The sequence below is a fragment of the Streptomyces hygroscopicus subsp. hygroscopicus genome (assembly GCF_030269125.1).
Classification (GTDB): domain Bacteria; phylum Actinomycetota; class Actinomycetes; order Streptomycetales; family Streptomycetaceae; genus Streptomyces; species Streptomyces hygroscopicus_C.
Genome location: NZ_BSSM01000001.1, coordinates 537058 through 560725, shown reverse-complemented (window position 1 = coordinate 560725; position 23668 = coordinate 537058). Strand labels below are relative to the sequence as shown.

General features: G+C 73.9%; 17 protein-coding genes and 2 pseudogenes. 14 read left to right on the top strand and 5 right to left on the bottom strand.

Going from position 1 to position 23668, the window contains the following annotated elements; all coding sequences use genetic code 11:
- The first annotated feature begins 12 nt into the window (after window positions 1–12).
- Window positions 13–1515: an IucA/IucC family protein gene (locus QSK45_RS02345; protein ID WP_285552673.1), complete on the top strand. Its 1503-nt coding sequence runs from the start codon at window positions 13–15 to the stop codon at window positions 1513–1515.
- A 72-nt stretch (window positions 1516–1587) separates the two neighbouring features.
- Here the strand turns inward: QSK45_RS02345 and QSK45_RS02340 are convergent, their stop codons facing one another.
- Window positions 1588–2439, bottom strand: coding sequence for a CAP domain-containing protein (locus QSK45_RS02340; protein WP_285552671.1), 852 nt, complete (start codon window positions 2437–2439; stop codon window positions 1588–1590).
- A gap of 514 nt (window positions 2440–2953) precedes the next feature.
- Here QSK45_RS02340 and QSK45_RS02335 point away from each other — a divergent pair.
- The 7 genes and pseudogenes from QSK45_RS02335 (at window position 2954) to QSK45_RS02305 (ending at window position 12469) form a co-directional block, all read left to right on the top strand.
- The gene (locus tag QSK45_RS02335; protein WP_285552669.1) at window positions 2954–3664 is read left to right on the top strand and encodes a LuxR C-terminal-related transcriptional regulator; all 711 of its coding nucleotides are present in this window, start codon (window positions 2954–2956) and stop codon (window positions 3662–3664) included.
- Between the two features lie 242 nt (window positions 3665–3906).
- Window positions 3907–6033: a glycosyltransferase gene (locus QSK45_RS02330; protein ID WP_285552667.1), complete on the top strand. Its 2127-nt coding sequence runs from the start codon at window positions 3907–3909 to the stop codon at window positions 6031–6033.
- A 70-nt stretch (window positions 6034–6103) separates the two neighbouring features.
- Window positions 6104–8200, top strand: coding sequence for a 4-alpha-glucanotransferase (gene malQ / locus QSK45_RS02325; RefSeq protein WP_285552666.1), 2097 nt, complete (start codon window positions 6104–6106; stop codon window positions 8198–8200).
- Entirely contained in the window at window positions 8197–9345 is a 1149-nt protein-coding gene (locus QSK45_RS02320; RefSeq protein ID WP_285552665.1) for a glucose-1-phosphate thymidylyltransferase, read from the top strand. The genes malQ and QSK45_RS02320 overlap by 4 nt, the downstream gene beginning before the upstream one ends.
- Window positions 9342–10316 (top strand): annotated as a pseudogene (gene rfbB, locus QSK45_RS02315) (dTDP-glucose 4,6-dehydratase); the annotation flags it as partial. The gene QSK45_RS02320 and the pseudogene rfbB, both read left to right, overlap by 4 nt.
- A gap of 63 nt (window positions 10317–10379) precedes the next feature.
- A complete protein-coding gene (gene galT, locus QSK45_RS02310; protein ID WP_285553378.1) occupies window positions 10380–11423 on the top strand; it encodes a galactose-1-phosphate uridylyltransferase in 1044 nt (347 codons plus the stop codon).
- On the top strand, window positions 11420–12469 hold the full coding sequence (locus tag QSK45_RS02305) for a GHMP family kinase ATP-binding protein (RefSeq protein ID WP_285552663.1): 1050 nt from the start codon (window positions 11420–11422) through the stop codon (window positions 12467–12469). The genes galT and QSK45_RS02305 overlap by 4 nt, the downstream gene beginning before the upstream one ends.
- A 31-nt stretch (window positions 12470–12500) precedes the next feature.
- Here the strand turns inward: QSK45_RS02305 and QSK45_RS02300 are convergent, their stop codons facing one another.
- Window positions 12501–13256, bottom strand: coding sequence for an NAD-dependent epimerase/dehydratase family protein (locus QSK45_RS02300; protein ID WP_285552661.1), 756 nt, complete (start codon window positions 13254–13256; stop codon window positions 12501–12503).
- 244 nt (window positions 13257–13500) lie between these two features.
- On the opposite strand from QSK45_RS02300, the gene QSK45_RS02295 reads away from it, so the two are divergent.
- Both QSK45_RS02295 and QSK45_RS02290 read left to right on the top strand, forming a co-directional pair.
- The gene (locus tag QSK45_RS02295; RefSeq protein ID WP_285552659.1) at window positions 13501–14166 is read left to right on the top strand and encodes a D-glycero-alpha-D-manno-heptose-1,7-bisphosphate 7-phosphatase; all 666 of its coding nucleotides are present in this window, start codon (window positions 13501–13503) and stop codon (window positions 14164–14166) included.
- An 89-nt stretch (window positions 14167–14255) separates the two neighbouring features.
- Complete coding sequence (locus QSK45_RS02290) at window positions 14256–15170, top strand: HipA family kinase (RefSeq protein ID WP_285552657.1); 915 nt, start codon at window positions 14256–14258, stop codon at window positions 15168–15170.
- 60 nt (window positions 15171–15230) lie between these two features.
- On the opposite strand, the gene aceB is transcribed toward QSK45_RS02290, so the two are convergent.
- Together aceB and QSK45_RS02280 are read right to left on the bottom strand one after the other, a co-directional pair.
- Window positions 15231–16856 (bottom strand): malate synthase A, encoded by a 1626-nt coding sequence (gene aceB, locus QSK45_RS02285; protein WP_285552655.1) that lies wholly within the window; start codon window positions 16854–16856, stop codon window positions 15231–15233.
- A 272-nt stretch (window positions 16857–17128) separates the two neighbouring features.
- A complete protein-coding gene (locus QSK45_RS02280; protein WP_285552653.1) occupies window positions 17129–17737 on the bottom strand; it encodes a nucleotidyltransferase family protein in 609 nt (202 codons plus the stop codon).
- Window positions 17738–17883: 146 nt separating this feature from the next.
- Here QSK45_RS02280 and QSK45_RS02275 point away from each other — a divergent pair.
- Window positions 17884–18168 (top strand): annotated as a pseudogene (locus tag QSK45_RS02275) (DUF5955 family protein); the annotation flags it as partial.
- Between the two features lie 126 nt (window positions 18169–18294).
- Here the strand turns inward: QSK45_RS02275 and QSK45_RS02270 are convergent.
- Window positions 18295–19089 (bottom strand): IclR family transcriptional regulator, encoded by a 795-nt coding sequence (locus QSK45_RS02270; RefSeq protein ID WP_285552651.1) that lies wholly within the window; start codon window positions 19087–19089, stop codon window positions 18295–18297.
- Between the two features lie 285 nt (window positions 19090–19374).
- Between QSK45_RS02270 and allB the strand changes: the two genes are divergently transcribed.
- The 3 genes from allB to QSK45_RS02255 all read left to right on the top strand — a co-directional run bounded on the left by allB (window position 19375) and on the right by QSK45_RS02255 (window position 23652).
- Window positions 19375–20712, top strand: coding sequence for an allantoinase AllB (gene allB, locus QSK45_RS02265; RefSeq protein WP_285552649.1), 1338 nt, complete (start codon window positions 19375–19377; stop codon window positions 20710–20712).
- Between the two features lie 70 nt (window positions 20713–20782).
- On the top strand, window positions 20783–21898 hold the full coding sequence (gene alc / locus QSK45_RS02260; protein WP_285552647.1) for an allantoicase: 1116 nt from the start codon (window positions 20783–20785) through the stop codon (window positions 21896–21898).
- A gap of 425 nt (window positions 21899–22323) precedes the next feature.
- Entirely contained in the window at window positions 22324–23652 is a 1329-nt protein-coding gene (locus QSK45_RS02255; protein WP_285552645.1) for a globin domain-containing protein, read from the top strand.
- Window positions 23653–23668: the final 16 nt, after the last annotated feature.

Here is a 23668-nt window from a genome sequence, read left to right as displayed (position 1 = left end):
ACCGAAGAACGAATGGACCGCGTGGACCTCAAGCCTCCCGCAGACCCCGTCGGCCGGCGCGCCGACGCCTATGCGGCCGCCCCCCTGCTCAACTGCCTGCTCCGGGAGGTGGCCGAGCCGGCTCCCGGCGCCCCCGGGGAGAGGCCGGCCCACCGGCTGCCCGGCACCGGGCGGCTGCTGCGCGTGCGCCTCGGCCGCCGCCCCGCCGACCCCGAGGTGTACGCGGCCGGCGCCTGGCACCGGATCGGCCACCCCGAACTGGTCAAACTGGTCGCCGAGGAACTGCGCCGGCACACCGGGCTGCCCGGCGGCGACCTGCCCGCCGAGATGATCGACAGCAGGGACGCCGTCGCCGCGCTGCTCGCCGCCCGCGCCCGCACGACCCCGCCCGCGGACCCCTATCTGCGCTCCGAGCAGTCGTTGATCACCGGCCACCCCCACCACCCGGCGCCCAAGGCCCGCGGCGGCGGACCGGTCGCGTCCTGGCTGCCGTACGCCCCCGAGGCGCACGCCCGCTTCCCGCTCGTGCTGCTCGGCGTGCGCGAGGACCAGGTGGCCGAGGAGGGCGACACCCGTGCCCTGGACGCGCTGGGCAGCGCGCCGCCCGGCTACCGGCTGCTGCCCGCCCATCCCTGGCAGCTCGACCTGGTCGCCGACACCCTCGCCCCCGCCTTCGCCGACGGCCGCCTTCTCCGGCTCGGCCCGACCGGGTTCGACACCTGGCCGACGGCCGCGGTCCGCACGGTGTACGAGCCGCGGCGCGACCTGTTCCTGAAGTTCAGCCTGGACGTGCGCATCACCAACGACATCCGCCGGCTCTGGCGCCACGACCTGCGCCGGCTGCGCCGCACCGACACCGCCACCGGGCGCGCCTTCGCCGCGCTGGGGCCGTCCGCCGCGTGGCTCGCCGACCGGGGCCACCGTACGGCGTCCTTCGCGTACGAGGAACTGGCCGTGGTGGTCCGCGACGGACTGCGCGCGCACCTCGTGCCGGGCGCCGTGCCGCTGCTCGCGGCGGGGCTGGCCGAGGGCTTCGACGGCAGCCCGCTGCCCGCCGCGGCCGACCCGGACGCCTGGTGGGAGGCGTATCTGGGGCAGGTCGTGCCGCCCGCGCTGACCGCGTTCGACGCGCACGGGGTCGTGCTGGAGGCACATCTGCAGAACACCCTGGTCGCCGTGGACGCGGCCGGTACGCCGGTGCAGGCGCTGTTCCGGGACGCCGAGGGCGTCAAGCTGCTCGCGGACGTGCCGCGCGCGGCGGGCTGGGAGCGGCTGGTGTACTGCCTGGTCGTCAACCACCTCATGGAGATCGCCGGCGCCCTGGCCGAACGGCATCCCGGGTACGACCCCTGGCCGGCCGTCCGCCGGTCACTGGCCCGGCACGACCTGCCCGAGATCCCCGCCCTGCTCGCCTCGCCGACCCTGCCGGGCAAGACGAACCTGCTGCTGCGGTGGACGGGCGCGGACGGGGCGGACGCGCGGTACCTGCCGCTGCCCAACCCGCTCGCGGCCTGAACCCTCCCACCGGGCGCCGCGCGGCCGGGCGAACGGCCGGCCGACGGCTCCGCGTACCGTCCGGCGTCGGGCCTACCGGGCCGTGCCGAAGTCCTGTGTCCAGTAGCTGCCGGGCTGCGCGAGCCCGACGCCGATCTGCTGGAAGCCGCAGTCGAGGATGTTCGCCCGGTGACCGGGGCTGGACATCCAGCCCGCCATGACCTCGGCGGCGGTCGAGTAGCCGTACGCGACGTTCTCGCCGTACGCGCTCCAGGTGTACCCCGCCCGCGTGATCCGGGTGCCGGGGTCCGAGCCGTCGGAGCCGGTGTGCGACATGTTCTGGTGCGCCGCCATGTCCGCGCTGTGCTCCTGCGCGGCCGCGGTCAGCTTCGCGTCGAGGGTGAGCGGCCGGCAACCGGCCTTCGCGCGCTCGGCGTTGACGAGCTGCACGATCTGCGCGGTGACGCCGGACGCGGCGGTGGCCGCCGTGGCCGGGGTGCTCGACGCGGTGGGGGCGGGCGCCGGGGCCGCGGTCGTCCCGGGCCGGGCGGCCGCGGTCGGACGCGCGCTGCTCGGGGTGGTGGCCGCCTGGGGCGCGGACGGCGCGGTGCGCGGTGCGCCGGCGGCGTGGGCCTTGTGGAGGTGGCGGGGGTGCGGGTGGTGCGCCCGATGCCGGAGCGTCTCCTGCGGTAGGGCCGGCTGCCGGGGTATCCCCTGCGGTGTGCCCGCCTGCCGGGGTACGGCCGTCCCCAGCGGCGCGCCCGTGGGCGTGGGCGTGCCCGTCCACGCGAGTGTGGCCGCTACGGTGGCGGGGGTGCCCTGGTCCGTCGTGCCGGACGGCCAGTCGGTGCAGGCCAGTGCGACGGACGGCACGCCCACGGCGCCGGCCGCGACCGCGCCGATGACCACGCGCCGGAAGTGCTGCGTCTTGCGGTGCTTGCCCATGTGTGAACCTCGCTCGGTGATCGCCGAGCGCCCAGTCTTCGCACGGGTTCCCGAGGACCGCAAAGGACCCCGCTACTAGGCAGCCTCGTAGCACTGCGGGGCTCTTGCCAGACACGCCCGGAGATGCCGACTTCGCGAACGCGACGTTTGCAATTGTTCGGCGCACCGTCAGGAGGACGGGGGTGCGGGGGAGTAGGGGCGGATGTCGCGCGCGGCGAAGGCGGTCACTCCCGGTGCGATCCGCGCCCTCACCAAGACGGACAAATCCCATATGTCATCGGCGGGCAGCCTACTATCCGGCATCCCTAGTGGCCGATTTCCGTGTGAGGGATATCACGCGAGCGCCCGGATTCGGTCTGACGCCAATGGTTCACGGACTCATTCCCGGTATTTCCGGGGGCCTACTGCAATTTTCTGCAAGGTCTTGCATCTAGATCACCTCGATGCTTGACTCGGGGACCGCCGAAAGCGTGCCGTTCAGGGACGGCGGGACATCGGAACAGGGGGCAGGGACATGGTGGTCGCCGAGACGGGAATCGCCGCGGAGGAAGGACCCGGAGCGACTCTCGATGTGGCCCTTCTTGTCGGGAGCGAAGTCGTCTGCGCGGGACTCGACGCTTTGCTGAGAAGAGTTCCGGCGGTCGGCGCGGTGCGGATCGTCGTACCGGCGGTCGACGACCTGCCGGAGCGGATCGGGCCCGCCGACGTGCTGATCGTGGCCGCGGAGCAGTGGGCGCTGCTGGACGGCTGCAAGGAGGTCCCGGGCCTGCCCCCGACCCTGGTACTGGGTGACGATCTGTACGAATGGTGGAACGGGGATCTCTCCACACTGCCGGTGGACGGATTCCTCTCGCTCAAGGAACTGTCGGCGCAGACGCTCGACGACGCGTTGAAGCGGGTGATCGCGGGAGAAATGCCGATTCCGGCGTCGCTCGCCAAACGCCTGCTGACCGGCGGACGCAGCCGCGGAACAGCCGCCACCCAGGGCGTCATTCCGCTGACTTCCCGTGAGAACCAGGCCTTCGCACTGCTCGCCGACGGCATGAGCAACAAGCAGATCGCCCGATGCCTCGGCATATCCGTGCACGGAGCGAAGCGACTGGTCGGCTCCATTCTGCTCAAACTGGGCGCCTCCAACAGAACGTCGGCCGTGATCACCGGAATCAAATCCGGTCTTCTGGGCCCGCCTTCTCCCACGCCCTCGGACGCCGTGGGTGACCTCTAGGGACGCGCGGGACCGCACCGGGGGCGGGCGCGATGCCCTGCCGGTCATCGTGCCCGCCCCCGCCTGGGGCCGACAAGGCTCGTTGATCGCGCTCCCGGCGCCCTGGTCAGGCATGCTCCAAAGGGGAGGTCTACATCGGCGGCGCCGCGCCCCAGAATGTGAGGGCCCCGCCGGCCGCGGTGCCTGACGGCCCGCGGTCCCGGATCACCAGGACACGTGAGGCTGCGTAGACGATGCATGTGGTGACCTTCGCCTTCGAGTGCGGGGCCTTCGATCCGCGACTGATGCGGAGCGGTACGGCCACCCTGGTGTGGAACACCGCCACCGGACTGGCGGCACGCGGCCACACCGTCTCGATCGTCACCCCGGCCCACGGCCGCGGCGGCTATCTGTGCGAACGCTACGGAGCCAAGAGCACCGGATTCCTGGACGAGTTCCGGATGCCGCTGCTCCTCGACGCGTCCCGCTGGCCCGGATTCCCGGCCCGCGCCGACCTCCCCCTGCGCACCACGGCGCTGCACGTGCGACGCCAGGGGGTGGACCTCTACTTCCTCTCCAACAGCCAACTCGACCTGCTGGAGCGCACGTTCGTGCCGGAGGCCGGAATGGAGGGGCGGGACCTCGCGTACTTCAAGGAGCAGGTGTTCCAGGTCGCGGGAGTCAGGTTCATCCGGCGGGCGCTGGCGAACGCCGACCTCGTCCAGGCGTACGAGCCCCACCAGCACTACCTGCTGCCCGCCGCCCTGCGCGCCGCGCCGGGCATCCCGGTGGTGAGCACGGTCGCCACCAACGTACCGATCAATCTCAAGGTCCACCGCCCCCAGCTGGAGGAGCTGCTGACCTTCCTCGGCGCGCGGACCGACCTCGACGGGTACGCGGACCCGCCCGAGGAACCCGGCGCGCTGCACGAGGTCCTGCGCCGCTACCTGCCCTCCACCCTGCTGGACCCGCCCGAACGCCCCGGCGACGTCGGCTGCCACTCCCTCGCCTTCGCGCACGCGGCGGCCGTCGACTTCCTGTCGCCGGGTCAGCTCGACCACTGCACCACCTTCGCGGACACCCCGTTCGAGGAGCGGTTCGGGCGGCTGACGGTCTCCCGGGTGCTCCGGCGGGACGCGGACAAGCTGTTCGTCGGCGGCTGCGGCATCTCCGACAGCTGGCTGCGCCGCGAGGTTCCGCAGGGACACCGCCGGGAGTTCCTGACGGGCCTCGGGCTCGACCCCGAGCTGCCGACCTTCTACCACGGCGCGCGCTACGCCCCGGACCACAAGGGCCAGTCGGAGCTGTTCCAGGCCCTCGCCCAGGTGCTCGGCGAGGGCCTGGAGGCCAACTTCCTGATCCGCTGCGCCCGCCCCGACGGCATGGAACTCCCGCCCGACCTCGCGGAACTCGCGGACAAGTACCACGACCGGCTGCGCGCGGACACGGAGCTGGTGGACGAGTCCACCCTGTTCGCCTACGCCGCCGCGGCCGACTTCTGTGTCTTCCCGTCCAAGTTCGAGATGGACACCTTCCTGATCGCCCAGGGCGAGGCGATGGCGGTCGGGGCGGTGCCGATCGCCACCGAGCAGGCCGGCACCCGCCACTTCGGGCACGCCTTCGACTGGCGCGAGCGGGCGGACGCCACCGGCTTCGCCCTGCCCCGCTCGTTCCGGCCCGACGACGACCTCCTCCGGGACCGGCTCGCGGGGCGACTCCGCGCGGCCGCCGACCTGTTCCGGCGCGACGCCGGTGCCTACGCGCGGTTGTCCGACCGCGCCCGCCGTACCGCGCGGAGCTTCACCTGGGCGGCCAGCGCCCGGCTGCGCGAGGACCGGTTCCGCCGCGTCCTGTCCGGCACGGTCGTCCCCACCGATGCCGAGACCCTGATCCACCGGGGCTGGTACGACGGCCTCGACGACGCGGCATGGGCGGAGCATCGCGAACCGATCGCCCTCACCGCCGCGGCGCGGGGCCGGCCGCGCGAGTGCGTGCGTGCCTGCGCCGGCCGCCCGGACCTCGCGGCGGCCGCCTTCGACACGGCGTACCGCGCCGCGCGGTTCCGGGTCTGCGAGGCACTGGACGGCGAACTCGCGCCGGGTGCCCCGGACTTCCGGCGCAGGCTCCGCGTCCGGAACCTGCGGGACCGGACCGAGGTCACCTACCACTTCCCGCACGCCGAGCGGGTCGAACTGTTCGTCCCCGGGGCCGACGGCCCCGCGGACGGCTTCGGACGACCGCTGCGCCGCTCCGGCGACACGTTCCGGGGCAGCGTTCCCGGCCCGCTCCGCGGCGAGCGTCCCGCCCGCCCGCTGGTGCTGCTGATCACCCTGCCCCGCGGACGCTTCGTCTGGGACGAGGTCCGCCCCTTCCCGGAGCACCGAGCCTGAGCCCCCTGCGCGCGTGGCTCCCCACGAGTGAGCCCGCCGCGCCGCGCGGGACCGAGAGGAGAAGACTCCCGTGACAGCAACCGACCGGCCGGAGCCCGCACCGGAAGCGCTCGCCGAACTCGCCCGAGCCAAAGGGGTGGACACCTGGTACCGCGCCGCGGACGGCACGGTCACACCCGTCTCCCGGACCACGCTCATCCGAGTGCTGGCCGCCCTCGACGTCGACGCCTCGACCCCCGGACAGGCCCGGACCGCGCTCGAAGAGCACCGGCGGGACCAGGCCGCGCGCCCGCTGCCGCCCTGTGTGGTCACCCGCGCGGGCCGCCCGGTCAGGCTGGACGCGGCGGCGGGCACCCGGCTCGTCGTGGACCTGGAGGACGGCGGCACCCGCGACATCCCCGCGGGTCAGGAGCTGCCCGCCGACCTCCCCCTCGGCTACCACACCCTGCGCGCCGCCACGGCCGACGGCTGGGCGAGCGCCCCGCTGATCGTCGCCCCGGACCGCGTCCCCGCACCGGAGCGCCGGGGCTGGGGCTTCGCCGCCCAGCTGTACTCGGTCCTCTCCGACGACTCCTGGGGCATGGGCGACCTGGGCGACCTGACCACCCTCGTCCGGTGGTCCGGCCGGACACTCGGCGCCGACTTCGCCCTGATCAACCCCCTGCACGCGATGCTCCCGGCCGCCCACGCCGACCACTCCCCGTACTGGCCCTCCAGCCGGCACTTCCCCGACCCGGTGCACCTGAGGGTCGACGCCCTGCCCGAGTACGCGGCGCTGGCGGACACGGACCGGGCCACCGTCCGCGGACTGCGCGAACGGGCCGACCGGTTGCGCGCCCGGGTCCTGGACGGCGAGGCGCTGATCGACCGCGACACCGTATGGGCACTCAAACGCGTGGCCCTCGAACTCCTCCACCGGGTACCGCCGTCCCCCGAACGCCTGCGCTCCTACCGGGACTTCACCGCCCGAGAGGGCCAGGAACTGACCGACTTCGCGACCGCGCGCGCCCTCGCCGAGGCCCATGGCCCCGACTGGCGCACCTGGCCCGCCGGACTGCGCCACCCCGCGTCGCCCGCCGTCCGCGAGGAGCGCGAACGGCTGGCCGCGGACGTCGAGTTCCACCGCTGGCTCGCCTGGCTGGTCGACGGCCAGCTCGCGGACGCCCAGGCGGCGGCCGAGGAGGCCGGGATGGCGATCGGCGTCGTACACGATCTCGCGGTCGGGGTGCACCCGGGCGGCGCGGAGGCGTGGGCCCTCCAGGACTGCCTGGCGACCGGGGTCGCCGCGGGCGCCCCGCCGGACGCGTTCAGCGCCCAGGGGCAGAACTGGCGGATACCCCCGTGGCGGCCGGACGCGCTGGCCCGGACCGGGTACGCGCCGTACGCCGCACTCCTGCGCCGCCTCTTCCGGCACGCGGGCGCCGTACGCCTCGACCACGTCATGGGCCTCTTCCGGCTGTGGTGGATCCCCGAGGGCTCGGGCATCGGGGAGGGGACCTACGTCCGTTACGACCGTGAGGCGATGCTCGGCGTGCTCGCCCTGGAGGCCCTGCGGGCCGGCGTGTACGTGATCGGCGAGGATCTCGGCACCGTCGAGTCCGGCGTGCGCGACGAACTCGCCGGCCGGGGCGTCCTCGGCACCTCCGTCCTCTGGCTCACCCGGGAGACCACGCCCTTCGGCGAGGAGGACCCGGGCGGCGCGATCGTGCCCGCCCACCGCTGGCGGCGCCCGTGCCTGGCCACCCTCACCACCCACGACCTGCCCAGCACCGCCTCCTGGCTCACCGGCGACCACGTCGAGACGCGCCACCGGCACGGCCTGTTGCCCGGGTCCCTCGCCGAGGAGCGGAAGGGGGCGGACGAGCTGCGCGCCGCCTGGCTGGCCGAGGTCGCCCGCGCCGGGTGCGCCACCGGCGACGACCTGTCCGCCCGACTGGTCGGCCTGCACCGCTACTTGGCGCGCACCCCGGCCCTGCTGCTCGCGGCCTGGCTGCCGGACCTCGTCGGCGACCTGCGCTCCCCGAACCTGCCCGGCACCTCGGACGCCCAGCCGAACTGGCAGCTCCCCGTCGCGGACGCCGACGGCAGGCCCGTCACCCTCGCCCGGTTGAGCACGGCACCTCTGGCCCGCGAAGTGGCCACCGCCCTCACCGGCGGTCCCCGGTGAAGGCGCTCGTCCTGGCGGGCGGCACCGGCAGCCGGCTGCGCCCCCTCACCCACACCCTCCCCAAGCAGCTGATCCCGCTGGCGAACAAGCCCGTGGTCCGCTACGGCATCGAGGCGATCGCCGCCGCCGGCATCGGCGAGATCGGCGTGGTGGTCGGGGGAGCGGCCCGCGAACTCAGGGACGCCCTCGGCGACGGCTCGGGGCTCGGCGCCCGGCTCACCTACCTCGTCCAGGAACAGCCGCTGGGCCTCGCGCACGCCGTACGGGTGGCGCGCGACTGGCTCGCAGACGAGGACTTCCTGATGTACCTCGGGGACAACTACCTGTCGAACGGCGTCACGGACCTCATGGCCCGCTACCGCGCCGAGCGCCCCGACCGGCTCGCCGACGCCTGGCTGCTGCTGGCCAAGGTCGCCGACCCCACGGCGTTCGGCATCGCCGAAGTCGCCCCGGACGGCACGGTCCTACGGCTGGCGGAGAAACCGGCGAGGCCCCGCAGCGACCTGGCCGTGGCCGGCGCCTACCTGTTCACGCCCGCCGTGCACGAGGCCGTCGCGGCCATCGGGGCGTCCGCGCGCGGCGAACTGGAGATCACCGACGCCGTGCAGCATCTGATCGACTCCGGCCGGACGGTGCGCGGCTCGCTCCTCACCGGCTACTGGAAGGACACCGGCACCCCCGACGACCTCCTGGAGGCCAACAACGCCGTCCTGGAGGACATCGGGCGCTCGGTGCGCGGCGAGGTGGACGCGGACAGCGAGGTCATCGGGTCCGTGCGGATCGCCGAGGGCGCCTCGGTCGTACGGTCACGGCTCGTGGGCCCCGCCGTCATCGGCGCCGGCGCCCTCGTACAGGACTCGGTCGTCGGCCCGTTCGCCTCGGTGGCCGACGGCTGCCGGATCACCGGCAGCACCGTACGCTCCTCCATCCTGCTGGACGGGGTACGACTCGACGGCGCGGGCCCGGTGGAGGGCTCGCTGCTCGGGCGGCACGCGAGCGTGACGGGGCCGGGCCCCGACGCGCGGGCGCGGCGGCTGGTGCTGGGCGACCACAGCAGTGTCACCGAGGCGCCCCGCCCGCCGGTCGACCGCACCCCTCCCTCCCCCAAGGACCGACCTCAGGAAGGCCCGGTGGGCACCTCATGAGAATCCTCGTCACGGGCGGAGCCGGTTTCATCGGCTCGCACTTCGTCCGTTCCCTGCTGGCCCCGGACGACGACACGCACATACCGCCGGACAAGGTCACGGTCCTGGACGCCCTGACCTACGCGGGCAACCGGGCCAACCTCCGCCCGGTGGCGGACGATTCGCGTCTCACGTTCGTCCACGGGGACATCCTCGACGCGGACCTCGCCGACCGGCTCGTGGCCGACCACGACGCCGTGGTGCACTTCGCCGCCGAGTCGCACGTGGACCGCTCGATCGCCGCGGGCCACGCCTTCGTCGCCACCAACGTCCTCGGCCCGCAGACCCTGTTGCAGGCCGCGGTGCGGCACGGGCCGCGCACCTTCGTGCACGTCTCGACCGACGAGGTGTACGGATCGATCCCCGCCGGTTCCTGGACGGAGGAGCAGCCCCTCGCCCCCAACTCGCCTTATTCCGCGTCGAAGGCGGGCGCCGACCTGCTCGCGCTGTCGTACCACCGCACCCACGGCCTCGACGTGCGGATCACCCGCTGCTCCAACAACTACGGGACCCACCAGTACCCGGAGAAGCTGATCCCCCGCTTCATCACCCGCCTCCTCGACGGACGGAAGGTCCCGCTCTACGGCGACGGCCGCCATGTGCGCGACTGGCTGCACGTCGAGGACCACTGCCGTGCCATCCGCCTCGTCCTGGAGGGCGGACGTCCGGGCGGCGTCTACAACGTCGGCGGCGGCCTCGAACTCACCAACAGGCAGCTCACCGAGAGGCTGTTGGAGCTGTGCGGCGCCGACTGGGACAGCGTGGAGCACGTGGCCGACCGCCTGGGCCACGACGCCCGCTACAGCGTCGACTGGTCGCTGATCCGGAACGAACTGGGGTACGCGCCACGGCGTTCCTTCGCCGAGGGGCTGGCCGAGACGGTGACCTGGTACCGGGAGAACCGCGACTGGTGGGAGCGGCCGCGCCCCCGGCGGAAGACCGCGCCGCCGACCGCCGTCCACCGCACCAGCGCCACCCTCGGGGACGGACGGCGCGTGCACTACTACGACGAACGCCCCGGGCGCGTCCGAGCGGACGTACCGGCGAGGCCCGCACCGGTGGCCCCGGCCCCCGTGTCGTCGCTGCGCCGGGAGCCGACCACGGGGGAGTGGGTCCTGATGGCCCCGCACCGTCGCCGCCGCTCCGCCACCGGCCCGCACTGCCCCCTGTGCCCCGACGCGCCCCACGAGGCGGCGGAGATCCCCGGCGGCGCCTACGACGTGGCGGTCTTCGACAACCGGTACCCCGCGCTGGGCGGTCCGGCCGGACCCGGGCCGGCGCAGGTCCTCGGGACCCTCGCCGACGCCCCGGCGCCCGGACGCTGCGAGGTGATCGCGTACAGCGGCGACCACCACACCCCGCTGGCCCGGCTGCCGCGCTCCCGGGTGCGCACCGTGATCGAGGCATGGGCGGACCGCACCCGGGAACTCAACCGGCTCGACGGCGTGGCACAGGTGGTGTGCTTCGAGAACGGCGGCGCGGAGGCCGGCGCCAGCCTCGACCACCCGCACGGGCAGATCTACGCCTACCCGTGGATCCCCGACCGGTTCGCCCGCATGCAGGAGACGGCCCGCCAGGCCCGGCTGCGCGGGGTGGACTGCCTGTTCTGCGCGGTCCTGGACACCGAGGAGAGCGCCGGGAGCCGGATCGTCACGCGCTCGGCGCACTGGTCGGCGTTCGTGCCGTTCGCCGCGCGCTGGCCGTTCGAGGTGCACCTGTACGCACGGCGGCACGTCCCGGACCTCGCCGCGCTCACCGAGGAGGAGCGCGAGGATCTCGCCGGGGTCTACCGGTCGGTGCTGCGGCGCTTCGAGACGGTGGCCGACCGGCCGTTGCCCTACATGGCGGTGTGGGTGCAGGCACCGGCCCGCGACGGCCGCGAACTCGCCCATCTGCGGGCCCAGGTGTTCTCCGACCACTGGGGCTCGGGCGCGGTCAAGCGGATGGCCGCGGGTGAGCTGGGCGCGGGCGCGTTCGTCAGCGAGACGGAGCCCGAGCGGGCGGCCGAGGCGCTGCGAGGGGCGGCGGTGCGGATATGAGCGAGGGGATCGGGACGGTGGTGGAGACCCGCACGGAGCCGGGCACCGGCACGGGGACGAGCGGCGGCATGTGGGTGAGCAGCGCCCCGCTGCGCGTCTCCCTCGCCGGCGGCGGCACCGACCTGCCCGGATACGCCGCCCGCTTCGGCGGGTCGGTGTTCGGGGCCGGCACGGACCTGCGCGTCACGGTCGTCGGCCGGCGCGCCCGCAGGGCGACCGGGATACGGGTGTGCCTGGACTCCTGCGGGCACGCCGAGTCGGCCGAGGAACTGGCCAACCCGTTCGCACGGGAGGCGATGCGCCGCCACTGGGACGGCACCCCGCTGGACCTCTTCTCCTCCGGGGACGTGCCGGGGGCCACCGGCATGGGCAGCTCGGCCGCGTTCTGCGTCTCCCTCGTCGCCGGGCTGTCCGGAGAGCCGCTGGACGCCCGCTCGCTGGCGTGGGCGGCGAGCGACATCGAGATCGAGGGCCTCGGACGGCCCGTCGGCCGGCAGGACCACTACCTCTCCGCCCTGGGCGGCTTCCGGCTGCTCCACTTCCACCGGGACGGGAGCGTGGAGGTGGAGGACGTCGACGTGCCGGCCGAGCACGCCCGCGGCCTCGGCGCGGAACTCCTGCTCTTCCACACCGGCACGAGCCGCGACGCGGGCTCCGTCCTCAGCGACCAGGCCGACGGCACCGAGCGCGGCGACCGGGACACCACCCGGCGGCTGCACGAGATCAAGGACCTCACCGCACCCCTCAAAGAGGCCGTCGTCCAGGGACGGTTCGGCGAGGTGGGGCGGCTGCTCGGCCGCCACTGGGAACTCAAACGCGGCCTCGGCGCCCGCGTCTCGCTGCCCCGGATCGACCGGGCCTACGACGACGCCCTCGCGGCCGGGGCCACCGGCGGCAAGCTGCTCGGCGCGGGGGGCGGCGGGTTCCTGCTGCTGCACGTCCCGCTCGCGGGGCAGGCTCGGGTGCGCGAGGTCCTGGCGGCCCACGGCATGCGGGAGCAGCCGTTCGCCTTCGACACGCGGGGGGCCGTACTGCACACGCTCTGACCAGGGGGGAGGGCGCGGAACCCGCTGCGGGTCAGCGGGCCGCCCGCACCCGCAGCAGGTCGCCGACGGACCGGTCCAGCACGCCCTGGTAGTAGTCCTCGCCGAACGTCCAGGGCCGGGACGACAAGCAGCGCAGCCGCTCGATCGAGACCGTGTGCCTGCTGCTCTCCTCGACGTAGTGCCGTACCGGATCCGTCCCGGTCAGCGCGGCGACATGGTCGACGATCGCGTCCACCTCCGTGGACCGGCCGGACGCCACATTGACCGTCTCGCCCTCGACCCCGGCCCCGAGCAGCAGGTCCGTCATCGTCACGAAGTCGGCCACGTCGAGCAGATCGCGGCTCGCCGGGCGCAGGACCCGCACCCGCCCGCCGAGCGCCTGCGCCACCAGGGCCGGCACCAGTTGGTGGGGCCGCTGCCCCGGGCCCACGAGATGGGCGAGCCGCAGGATCAGCCAGCGGCAGCCGGACCGCTTCACCAACCGCTCCATGGCCAGTTTGTGCCGGCCGTACGGCGTGCGCGCGGCGTGCCGGCACTCTTCCGTGCCCGAACAACCGGGGGTGCCGTACAGCGCGGCGGAAGCCGTCGAGAAGTAGAGGAGCGTGGCGCCCCGGGACGCGCAGCGGCGCGCCTGCTCGGTCACCAGGGCGGCCTCGCGGGCCAGATCCTGGTGCGCGTACTCGGGACGGATCCGGGACACCCCGGCCGCCAGCGCGACGACGCCGGGATGGCGCGGGGCGATGGTCCGCAAGGCGCCGGCGACGAAGCCGCTTCCCACGATCTCCACGACACGACTCCTCCGCTGAACCGGCCGCCCGCCGACCGGCCGTGCCCCGGGGCCCGACGCTAGGCGGGCGGAGGGCGCGCGGGAGGCGTCATCGGCGCGGACATGGCGCCGGACCTGTTGACATACCCGACTGGCTCGCTTGTGACGGCCGTCGGACAGGGGTTATTCCTTGGCTGCCACGTGATGCCCCGCCGGTTCCCGGCCACCACGTCGTCCGTCCCTCCTGCCGGAAGTGGAGCGCGCCATGACATCCGTCCGCCCGCCGCGGGCCGGCCGCGAAAGCCCCGTTCCGCGGCCGGCGGTCTTCCTCGACCGCGACGGGACGCTCACCGAGGCCCGGCACTACCCGACCCGCCCCTCGGACCTCGTCCTCCAGCCCGGGATCGGCCCCTGGCTGCGGACCCTGCGGGAGGTGCACGGCGCCGCCCTGGTCGTCGTCACCAATCAGTCCGGCCTGGCCCGCGCCCTGTTCACCGACCGGGACCTGGAAGCGATGCACCGCCGTCTGCGGGACGAACTCGCCTCCGTGGGCGTGGAGCTGGACGGAATCTACACCTGTCCGCACCACGTCGACGGCGTCGTGCCGGAGCTGGCGCGGCGCTGCCCCTGCCGCAAGCCCGAGCCCGGCATGCTCCTGCGCGCGGCGACGGAGCTGCGCCTGGACCTCGCCCGGTCCTGGATGATCGGCGACTTCGCCACGGACGTCGAGGCGGGCCACCGGGCCGGCTGCCGCACCGCCTGGGTCGGCCCCCGCGCGACCGCCGCGCCGACGGCCCGCACCGCCACGACGACCGGCGGCGCCGCCACCACCGCGACGGCCACACCACCCGCGCCCGCCCCGGCCGCCCCCACCGTGCGCGCCGCCACCACCGCCGAAGCCCTCCGGGAGATCTGCCGGCGCGGGGCATAATCGACCGGACCGGGGGAGCCTCCCCGCCGACGCACCGCCTCGGAGCCGACCGTGCAAAGCAAGACAGACAACCTGTGGGGCCTCGGAAGATGCTGAGAGAGGTCACCGCGACCCGCTATGTCGAACCCCTGCGCTCCGGCGGCTCGGTCCCCGGGATCGTCGAGGCCGACGACCTCGGCACGTACGTCGTCAAGTTCACCGCTTCGGCGCAGGGGCACAAGGCGCTGGTCGCGGAGGTGATCGTCGGGGAGCTGGCCCGCGCGCTCGGGCTGCGGTTCCCCGAGCTGGTCCTGGTGCACTTCGACCCGGCCGTCGCCGACGCCGAGCCGCACCAGGAGGTGCGCGACCTGCACAGCGCGAGCGCGGGGGTGAACCTCGGCATGGACTATCTGCCGGGCGCCCGCGACCTCACCCCGGAGATCGCCCGCGTCTTCCCGGTGGACCCGCTGGAGGCGGGCCGCGTCGTCTGGCTGGACGCGCTGACCGTCAACGTCGACCGGACCGTGCACAGCTCCAACCTGATGGTCTGGCCCACGCGCGGCACCGTGCCGCCGCGGCTGTGGCTCATCGACCACGGCGCCGCCCTCGTCTTCCACCACCGCTGGGACACCACGACCCCGGGCAAGCGGTACGACTTCCGCCACCACGCCCTCGGCCAGTACGGCCCCGACGTCCGCGCCGCCGACGCCGAACTCGCCCCGCGCGTCACGGAGGAGCTGCTGCGCGCGATCGTCGCCGAGGTGCCGGACGCCTGGCTGGCCGAGGACGCCGGCTTCGCGCGCCCCGACGACGTACGGGACGCCTACGTCGCCTACCTCCTGGCCCGCGTCCGGCTGTCGGCCGAGTGGCTGCCCACCGACTTCCCGAGCCGCGAGCAGGTCGCCGCGGAGGAGGCGGCCCGCGCGGCGCGGACCCGGGCGGGCCGCCCGGACTGGCTCAAAGAGGTCCCCGACCTGCACGGGAAGCCGGCGGTGGAGCACGACGGGGCGGTCCACCTGCGCTGAGCCGGCCCGCCCCGGGCCAGGGTCGGCCCGGGGCGGACACCCCGGGCCGGCCCTTCGGTGTCAGCCCCTGAGCTGCTCGTACGCCGGGAGCGTCAGGAAGTCGGCGTAGTCCTCGTCGAGGGACACCCGCAGCAACAGGTCGTGCGCCTCCTGCCAGTGCCCGGCGGCGAAGGCCTCCTCGCCGATCTCCTCGCGGATTCCGGCGAGTTCCTCGGCGGCCACCTTGCGGGCCAGCTCGGGCGTCGCCCGGTCGCCGTTCTCGAACACGACGCCCGCGTTGATCCACTGCCAGATCTGGGAGCGCGAGATCTCGGCGGTGGCCGCGTCCTCCATCAGGTTGAAGATGGCGACCGCGCCGAGCCCGCGCAGCCAGGCCTCGATGTAACGGATGCCCACCTGAACGGCGTTGACCAGACCCGCGTACGTCGGCTTCGCCTCCAGCGAGTCGACGGCGATCAGGTCGGCGGCCGCAACGTGCACGTCCTCGCGCAGCCGGTCCTTCTGGTTCGGCTTGTCGCCGAGGACCTGGTCGAAGGACTCCATGGCGATCGGCACCAGGTCGGGGTGGGCGACCCAGGAGCCGTCGAAACCGTCGTTCGCCTCGCGGTCCTTGTCGGCGCGGACCTTCTCGAAGGCCACCTTGTTGACCTCCGCGTCCCGGCGCGAGGGGATGAAGGCCGCCATGCCGCCGATCGCGTGGGCGCCGCGCTTGTGGCAGGTGCGCACGAGGAGTTCGGTGTACGCCCGCATGAACGGGGCGGTCATCGTGACCGCGTTGCGGTCCGGCAGCACGAACCTGGGCCCGCCGTCCCGGAAGTTCTTGACGATGGAGAAAAGGTAGTCCCAGCGGCCGGCGTTCAACCCCGACGCGTGGTCGCGCAGTTCGTAGAGGATCTCCTCCATCTCGTACGCCGCCGTGATGGTCTCGATCAGCACGGTGGCGCGGATGGTGCCCCGCGGGACGCCCACGTAGTCCTGGGCGAACACGAACACGTCGTTCCACAGCCGGGCTTCGAGGTGCGACTCGGTCTTCGGCAGATAGAAGTACGGGCCCTTGCCGAGATCCAGCAGTCGCTGGGCGTTGTGGAAGAAGTACAGGCCGAAGTCCACGAGGGCGCCCGGGACCTGGCGGCCCTCGGCGTCCACGAGGTGCCGCTCGTTCAGGTGCCAGCCGCGCGGGCGCATGACGACGGTCGCCAGTTCCTCGTCCGGCCGCAGCGCGTACGACTTCCCGGACCCGGGGTCGGTGAAGTCGATGTCCCGGGTGTAGGCGGCGATCAGGTTGAGCTGGCCGAGGACGACGTTCTCCCAGGTGGGCGCGGAGGCGTCCTCGAAGTCGGCGAGCCAGACCTTCGCGCCCGAGTTGAGCGCGTTGATGGTCATCTTGCGGTCGGTGGGGCCGGTGATCTCGACGCGCCGGTCGTTCAGCGCGGCCGGGGCCGGGGCGACCTTCCAGGAGTCGTCCGCGCGGATCGCGGCGGTCTCCGGCAGGAAGTCGAGCGTGGAGGTGCGGGCGATCTCGGCGCGGCGCTCGGCCCGGCGGGCCAGGAGTGCGTCACGGCGCGGGGTGAACCGCCGGTGCAGCTCCGCCACGAAGGCGAGTGCCGCATCCGTGAGGACCTCCTCCTGCCGGGGCAGGGGCTCGGCGTCGACGATGGCCAGCGGGGACGGCGCTGGTGCGGACATGAGCTGTCACTTCCTTCAGCGGACTTCAACGGACTTCAGCGGACTTCGGCGAACTTCGGAGGATTCTGAGGATTCCGGGCGGACTTCAGCGGTGGCACCACGTGCCGAGCGGAAGGGAAGGGGCGGACCGCGCCCCCGGTGCGGCTGGACGCTTCTGAATAATGGATACTAGTTTTCTCATTGTGGAACCTCAATCGTTTGTTGATGTCGAGATGCTCCGGGCCGAGGAAAGTCGGCGCCCGGTGTCACCCCGCCCGCCCGGCGCCGCCCGCTCATTCGAGGTGGCTCAGGTCGGCCTCGGTGTCGATGTCGTACGGCTCCGCCACGTCCGCGCACTCCACCAGCCGGATCTCCGCCTCATGGGCCTTCAGGTAGGCGCGGGCGCCCCGGTCCCCGGTGGCGGCGGCCTCGATCCCCGCCCAGTGGGCCGCCCCGAACAGCACGGGATGGCCGCGCGTACCGTCGTACGCCGCCGAGACCAGCGTGTTCCCGCCGCCGTACGCCTTGAGTACCCGCACCACCGCCTCGGGTCCGATGCCCGGCTGGTCGACCAGTGAGACCAGCGCCGCCCGTGCGTCCGTCCGGGCGAGCGAGGCGAGCCCCGCGCGCAGCGAGGAGCCCATGCCCTCGGCCCAGTCCGGGTTGTCCACGAGCACGCAGCCGCCGAGCTCGGCCCGCGCGCGCACCTGGTCGGCCCCCGCGCCCAGCACGACATGGATCCGCCCGACCCCGGCCGTCCGCAGCACCCCCACCGCGTGCTCGACCAGCGGCCGTCCCCGGTGTGCCAGCAGTGCCTTGGGCCGCCCGCCGAGCCGTCTGCCGCCCCCGGCGGCCAGCACGAGGCCGGCGATCTCTGCGCCGGGGTCCTGGATGTCCGTCATGGGTCCTGCATACCCGACGCCGGACCGGCTTCCAGGATTCCGTGGGCTGAATTTCGGCATGCCCTGTGGCGCTCGCCGGGCCCGGTGGCGTTTACTGACCCGCGCACGACGGCGTGGCATGCCTGGGGAGGGCTGCTTTGCGGAGCTTGGGGCAGAGGCCGGTGACCGGCAGCGACGAGGACCCGAGAGTGGCGGGGCTGCGCGTGGCGGTGGCCCGCTTACGCCGCGAACTGGCCGCCCTGCGCACGGACTTCCCCGATCGCGTGATAGCGGAGGACGAACTGGCGACGCTGGCCGCGATGGCCTCCGGCGGGGTCCCGGAGACCGCTCGCCTGCGCGGCTCGCTGCTGCTGATAGCCGGCGCGCTGGGCTCGATGAGCGCGTTGGCGAGGCCCCTGCGGGAGGTCAGGGAGGCGGTGGACCTGTTCGGGGGAACCCGTGCGGGAGGGCTCGGGGCCGCCGACCCCATGGGCGCGGGAAGCCGTGCGAGCGGCCACCACGCGCCCGCACGCGCCGAACCGCGACCGGACCCGCCCTCTCAGGCGCCCGCGGAACCCTCAGGCACCTGAACTCGCGAGGGCCTGCGACAGCTCGGCGGCGACCTGCCGCAACACCGGCACGATCTTCTCCGTCGCGGCCTCGGTGACCCGTCCGGCCGGCCCGGAGATGGAGATCGCCGCGGCCGTCGGGGAGTCGGGAACGCAGACGGCGAGGCAGCGCACCCCCACCTCCTGCTCGTTGTCGTCCATGGCGTACCCGTGCCGGCGCACCTCCTCCAGCGCCGCGAGGAACCCCTCCGGCGTGGTGATGGTCCTGTCCGTCGCCGCGGGCATCCCCGTGCGGGACAGCAGGGCCCGCACCTCGTCGTCCGGCACCGCCGAGAGCAGCGCCTTGCCCACCCCGGTGGAGTGCGGCAGCACCCGCCGGCCGACCTCCGTGAACATCCGCATCGAGTGCTTGGACGGCACCTGCGCCACGTACACGACCTCGTCGCCGTCCAGCAGCGCCATGTTCGCCGTCTCGCCCGTCTCCTCGACCAGGCGGGCCAGGTACGGCCGCGCCCACGTGCCGAGCAGCCGGGACGCGGACTCGCCGAGCCGGATGAGCCGGGGGCCGAGCGCGTACCGCCGGTTGGACTGCTGGCGCACATAGCCGCAGGCGACCAGCGTGCGCATCAGCCGGTGGATGGTGGGCAGCGGCAGCCCGCTGGTCGCGGACACCTCGCTGAGGCCGACCTCACCGCCCGCGTCCGCCATCCGTTCCAGCAGGTCGAAGGCGCGCTCAAGGGACTGGACCCCGCCGCCGCCGGAGGACTTGGCGGGGTCGGGGGTGCTGGCGCTCGACGTCGGCACGGCGCGTTCCTTTCGGGGCGAACGGAGGGCAGCAGCCTACCCGGCGGATGGTTGACTCCCCGCTTGTGCGGAGCTACGTTCTGCCTATTGGAATTCTAATTCTGCTTTATGGAAACATGGGGCGCGACTGCCCCTGCCCCTCGCCGGTCCGGACACCCCTTGACGGCGGGGAACCGGGAGTGAAGACTCCTTCAACAGAACGTTGAAATCCGTTTCGTGGCTGTACATCCCGTTTTCCGGGCGCGAACGCCCTGGCGTCCGACGGCGGTACGGAAAGGGGTTCGGGTGTCCGACGCTGAACTGGTGCTGCGCTCGACGCGCGTCATCACCCCGGAGGGGACACGGGCCGCCGCGGTCGCCGTGTCCGCCGGGACGATCACGGCCGTACTGCCGTACGACACCGAGGTCCCGGCCGGTGCGCGCCTGGAGGACGTCGGCGACCACGCGGTGCTGCCCGGTCTGGTCGACACCCACGTGCACGTCAACGATCCCGGCCGCACCGAGTGGGAGGGCTTCTGGACCGCCACCCGCGCCGCGGCCGCCGGCGGCGTCACCACCCTGGTCGACATGCCGCTCAACTCCCTCCCGCCCACCACCACCGTCGAGCACCTGCGGACCAAGCGGGACGTGGCGCGGGACAAGGCGCACGTCGACGTCGGCTTCTGGGGCGGTGCCCTGCCGGGCAACGTCGAGGACCTGCGCCCCCTGCACGACGCCGGTGTCTTCGGCTTCAAGGCGTTCCTGTCCCCGTCCGGCGTGGACGAGTTCCCGCACCTCGGACAGGAGCAACTCGCCCGCTCCCTCGCGGAGATCGCCGGCTTCGGCGGCCTGCTGATCGTGCACGCCGAGGACCCGCGCCACCTGGCCGCCGCCCCGCAGCACGGCGGCCCCCGCTACGCCGACTTCCTCGCCTCGCGCCCCGGCCACGCCGAGGCCACCGCCATCGCCGCGCTGATCGCGCAGGCCCGGCGCCTGGACGCCCGGGTGCACGTGCTGCACCTGTCCTCCGGCGACGCCCTGCCGCTGATCCGCGCCGCCCGCGCCGACGGCGTCCGGATCACCGTGGAGACCTGCCCGCACTACCTCACCCTCACCGCCGAGGAGGTCCCGGACGGCGCCAGCGAGTTCAAGTGCTGCCCGCCCATCCGCGAGGCCGCCAACCAGGACCTGCTGTGGGAGGCGCTCGCCGACGGCACCGTCGACTGTGTCGTCACCGACCACTCGCCCTCCACGGCCGACCTGAAGACCGACGACTTCGCCACCGCCTGGGGCGGCATCTCCGGCCTCCAGCTCAGCCTGTCCGCCGTGTGGACCGCGGCCCGCGGGCGCGGTCACACCCTGGAGGACGTCGTGCGGTGGATGTCCGCGCGCACCGCCGCCCTCGTCGGCCTCGACGCCCGCAAGGGCGCCATCGCACCCGGCCGCGACGCCGACTTCGCGGTCCTCGCCCCCGAGGAGGGCTTCACCGTCGACCCGGCCGGCCTCCAGCACCGCAACCGGGTCACCGCGTACGCCGGCCGTGCCCTGCGCGGTGTCGTGAAGTCCACCTGGCTGCGCGGCGAACGCGTCTACGCCGACGGCCAGTTCACCTCGCCGAAGGGCACGCTGCTCGACCGCCCGTGAGCCGCCCCCGCCCGCGAGCCACTGCGGAGAGACCCACCCGGCCGACTCCCGAAAGGAACCACTGATCACCGTGACGGCGACACCAGCTTTCACCGGCGACGCGAACCCGTACCAGGGCGGCGACCCGTACGCGGACTACCGCACAGCCGACTTCCCCTTCACCCGGTACGCGAACCTCGCCGACCGCCGCCTCGGCGCCGGTGTCGTCGCCGCCAACGACGAGTTCTTCGCCCAGCGCGAGAACCTGCTGGTACCCGAGCGCGCCGAGTTCGACCCCGGGCACTTCGGGCACAAGGGCAAGATCATGGACGGCTGGGAGACCCGCCGCCGGCGCGGCGACCGCGCCGAGCACCCCTGGCCCACCGCCGAGGACCACGACTGGGCCCTGATCCGCCTCGGCGTCCCCGGCGTCGTCCGCGGCGTCGTCGTGGACACCGCCCACTTCCGCGGCAACCACCCGCAGGCCGTCTCCGTCGAGGCGGCCTCGGTCCCCGGCTCGCCCTCGCCCGAGGAACTGCTCGGCGACGACGTGAAGTGGACGACCCTGGTCCCGCGCACCCCTGTCGGCGGTCACGCGGCCAACGGGTTCCCGGTCTCCCTGGAGCGGCGCTTCACCCACCTGCGCGTCAACCAGCACCCCGACGGCGGCATCGCCCGCCTGCGCGTGTACGGCGAAGTCGCCCCGGACCCCGCGTGGTTGACGGCGCTCGGCACCTTCGACGTCGTCGCCCTGGAGAACGGCGGCAGCGTCGAGGACGCCTCCGACCTCTTCTACTCCCCGGCCACCAACACCATCCAGCCCGGCCGTTCCCGCACGATGGACGACGGCTGGGAGACCCGGCGGCGCCGCGACCAGGGCCACGACTGGATCCGCTACCGGCTCGTCGCGCAGTCGTGGATCCGCGCCGTCGAGATCGACACGGCCTGTCTCAAGGGGAACAGCGCCGGCTGGGCCTCGGTCTCCGTGCGCGACGGCGAGGACGGCGACTGGCGGGAGATCCTGCCCCGCACCCGCCTCCAGCCCGACACCAACCATCGGTTCGTCCTGCCGGAGCCGGCCGTCGGCACCCACGCGCGGATCGACATCTTCCCCGACGGCGGCATCTCCCGGCTGCGGCTGCACGGCTCCCCGACCGAGTCGGGAGCGGCCCGACTGGCGGCGCGCCACACGGAACCGGGCGGCTGACGTGCCGTCGGGCGACAGCCGGCCTCCGTCGTCCGGATCGAGGGGCGGGCACCGCGGGGAGGCGGGCGCCCGCCCCTCGTGCTGTCCGCGGTGCGTGCCGCGGACACAGTGAATCAGCAGGTGGCGGGGGGTGGGCAGGGCCGAACGGCCCCCTCGGGCAGGGCCGGACGGCACCGGGACCGCGGTGCAATACTGGCTCGTCTTCCGGCCGGATCTCCGGCGCCGTGGGGCACGGGTCCACCGCCACCGTCTTCTGCCGGCGGTGAACCCGCCCACGGCGCCGGTGTGGTGCGAGGCGACCGTGACCACGGCGCACCGCGCGGCGCACGCGAAGACCGCGCCGAAAGAGCGCGCCGACGACCGCCGGGTACGGGGCCGGGCACGGGAAGGCGGCGCGCGACGTACCGCAGGGAGAGAGCGAGCCGGTGAACACCACCCGAAACGACGGCCACGACGATTACCACGCGCTCCTCGCCCGGCGGGACGCGATGCGGCTGCGCCAGCAGCTCCTGTCCCCCTCCGGCCGTCCGGAGACGGGCACGGGAGGCCCGTGGGCCGACGCGCGGAGGGGCCGTGAGCAGCCGTACGACGGCGCCGCCGACCAGCTGGTCATCACCCGCCATCTGCCGCTGGTCACGCCCTTCGCCGGGCTCATCGAGCACCTCTACGACGCCATGTTCGAGCGCCACCCCTACCTGCGCTCGCTCTTCCCCGACTCCATGGAGTTCCAGCGGGTCCATCTGGAGCGGGCCTTCTGGTACCTGATCGAACACCTCGACCGGCCGCAGGAGGTGGCCGACTTCTGCGCCCGGCTCGGCCGCGACCACCGCAAGCTCGGCGTCCAGCCCGTGCACTTCGAGGTCTTCGAGCACGCTCTCGCCGAGGCGCTGCGGCGCAGCGCGGGTGCCCGGTGGACCGAGGAGATGGAGCAGGCGTGGCTGCGCATGCTCCGGTTCGCGGTCGGGGCCATGGTGGACGGCGCCGCCGACGCGCTGGCCGAACCGCCGTACTGGAACGGCACGGTGACCGCCCACGAACTGCGCGGACCCGACCTCGCGGTGCTCCGCGTCCGCACCGCAGAACCGTTTCCTTATGCGGCCGGGCAGTACACCCGCCTCCAGTCCCCGCTGCTGCCGCTGACCTGGCGGCCGTACTCGATCGCCTGCGCGCCCCGCCCGGACGGCGAACTGGAGTTCCACGTCCGCCGCACCGGTCCCGGCGGAGTCAGCGACGCGCTGGTCACCCGGACCCGCGTCGGCGACCCGCTCCGCCTCGGACCGGCCCAGGGCTCCATGACCCTGGACGGCGACCCCTCCCGCGACGTGCTGATCGTGGCCGGCGGCACCGGCTGGGCCACCGCCCGCGCCCTGATCGAGGAACTGTCCCGGCGTCCCCTGCGCCGCAGCACCCATCTGTTCATCGGCGCCCGCACCCTGGACGAGCTGTACGACACCGCCGCCCTCTCCCGCCTGGAGAAGAACTGCTCCTGGCTGCGCGTCGTGCCGGTGATCGGCGAGGGCCCCGGCGCCGCGGACGACGCCTCGGTGGCCGACGCGGTGTGCCGGGCCGCCGACTGGTCCGGACACACCGCCTACGTCAGCGGGCCGCCCATGATGGTCACCGCCACGGTGTACGGCCTGACCGCGCTGGCCCTGCCGCCCGACCGCATCCACCACGACCCGGTCGACGGCACCTTGCCCCCGGCAGCGCGGCCGGCCCCGGCCGGGGCTCCGGTGGCGATCACCGGAGGGTGACCCGCGCCACGGCCGG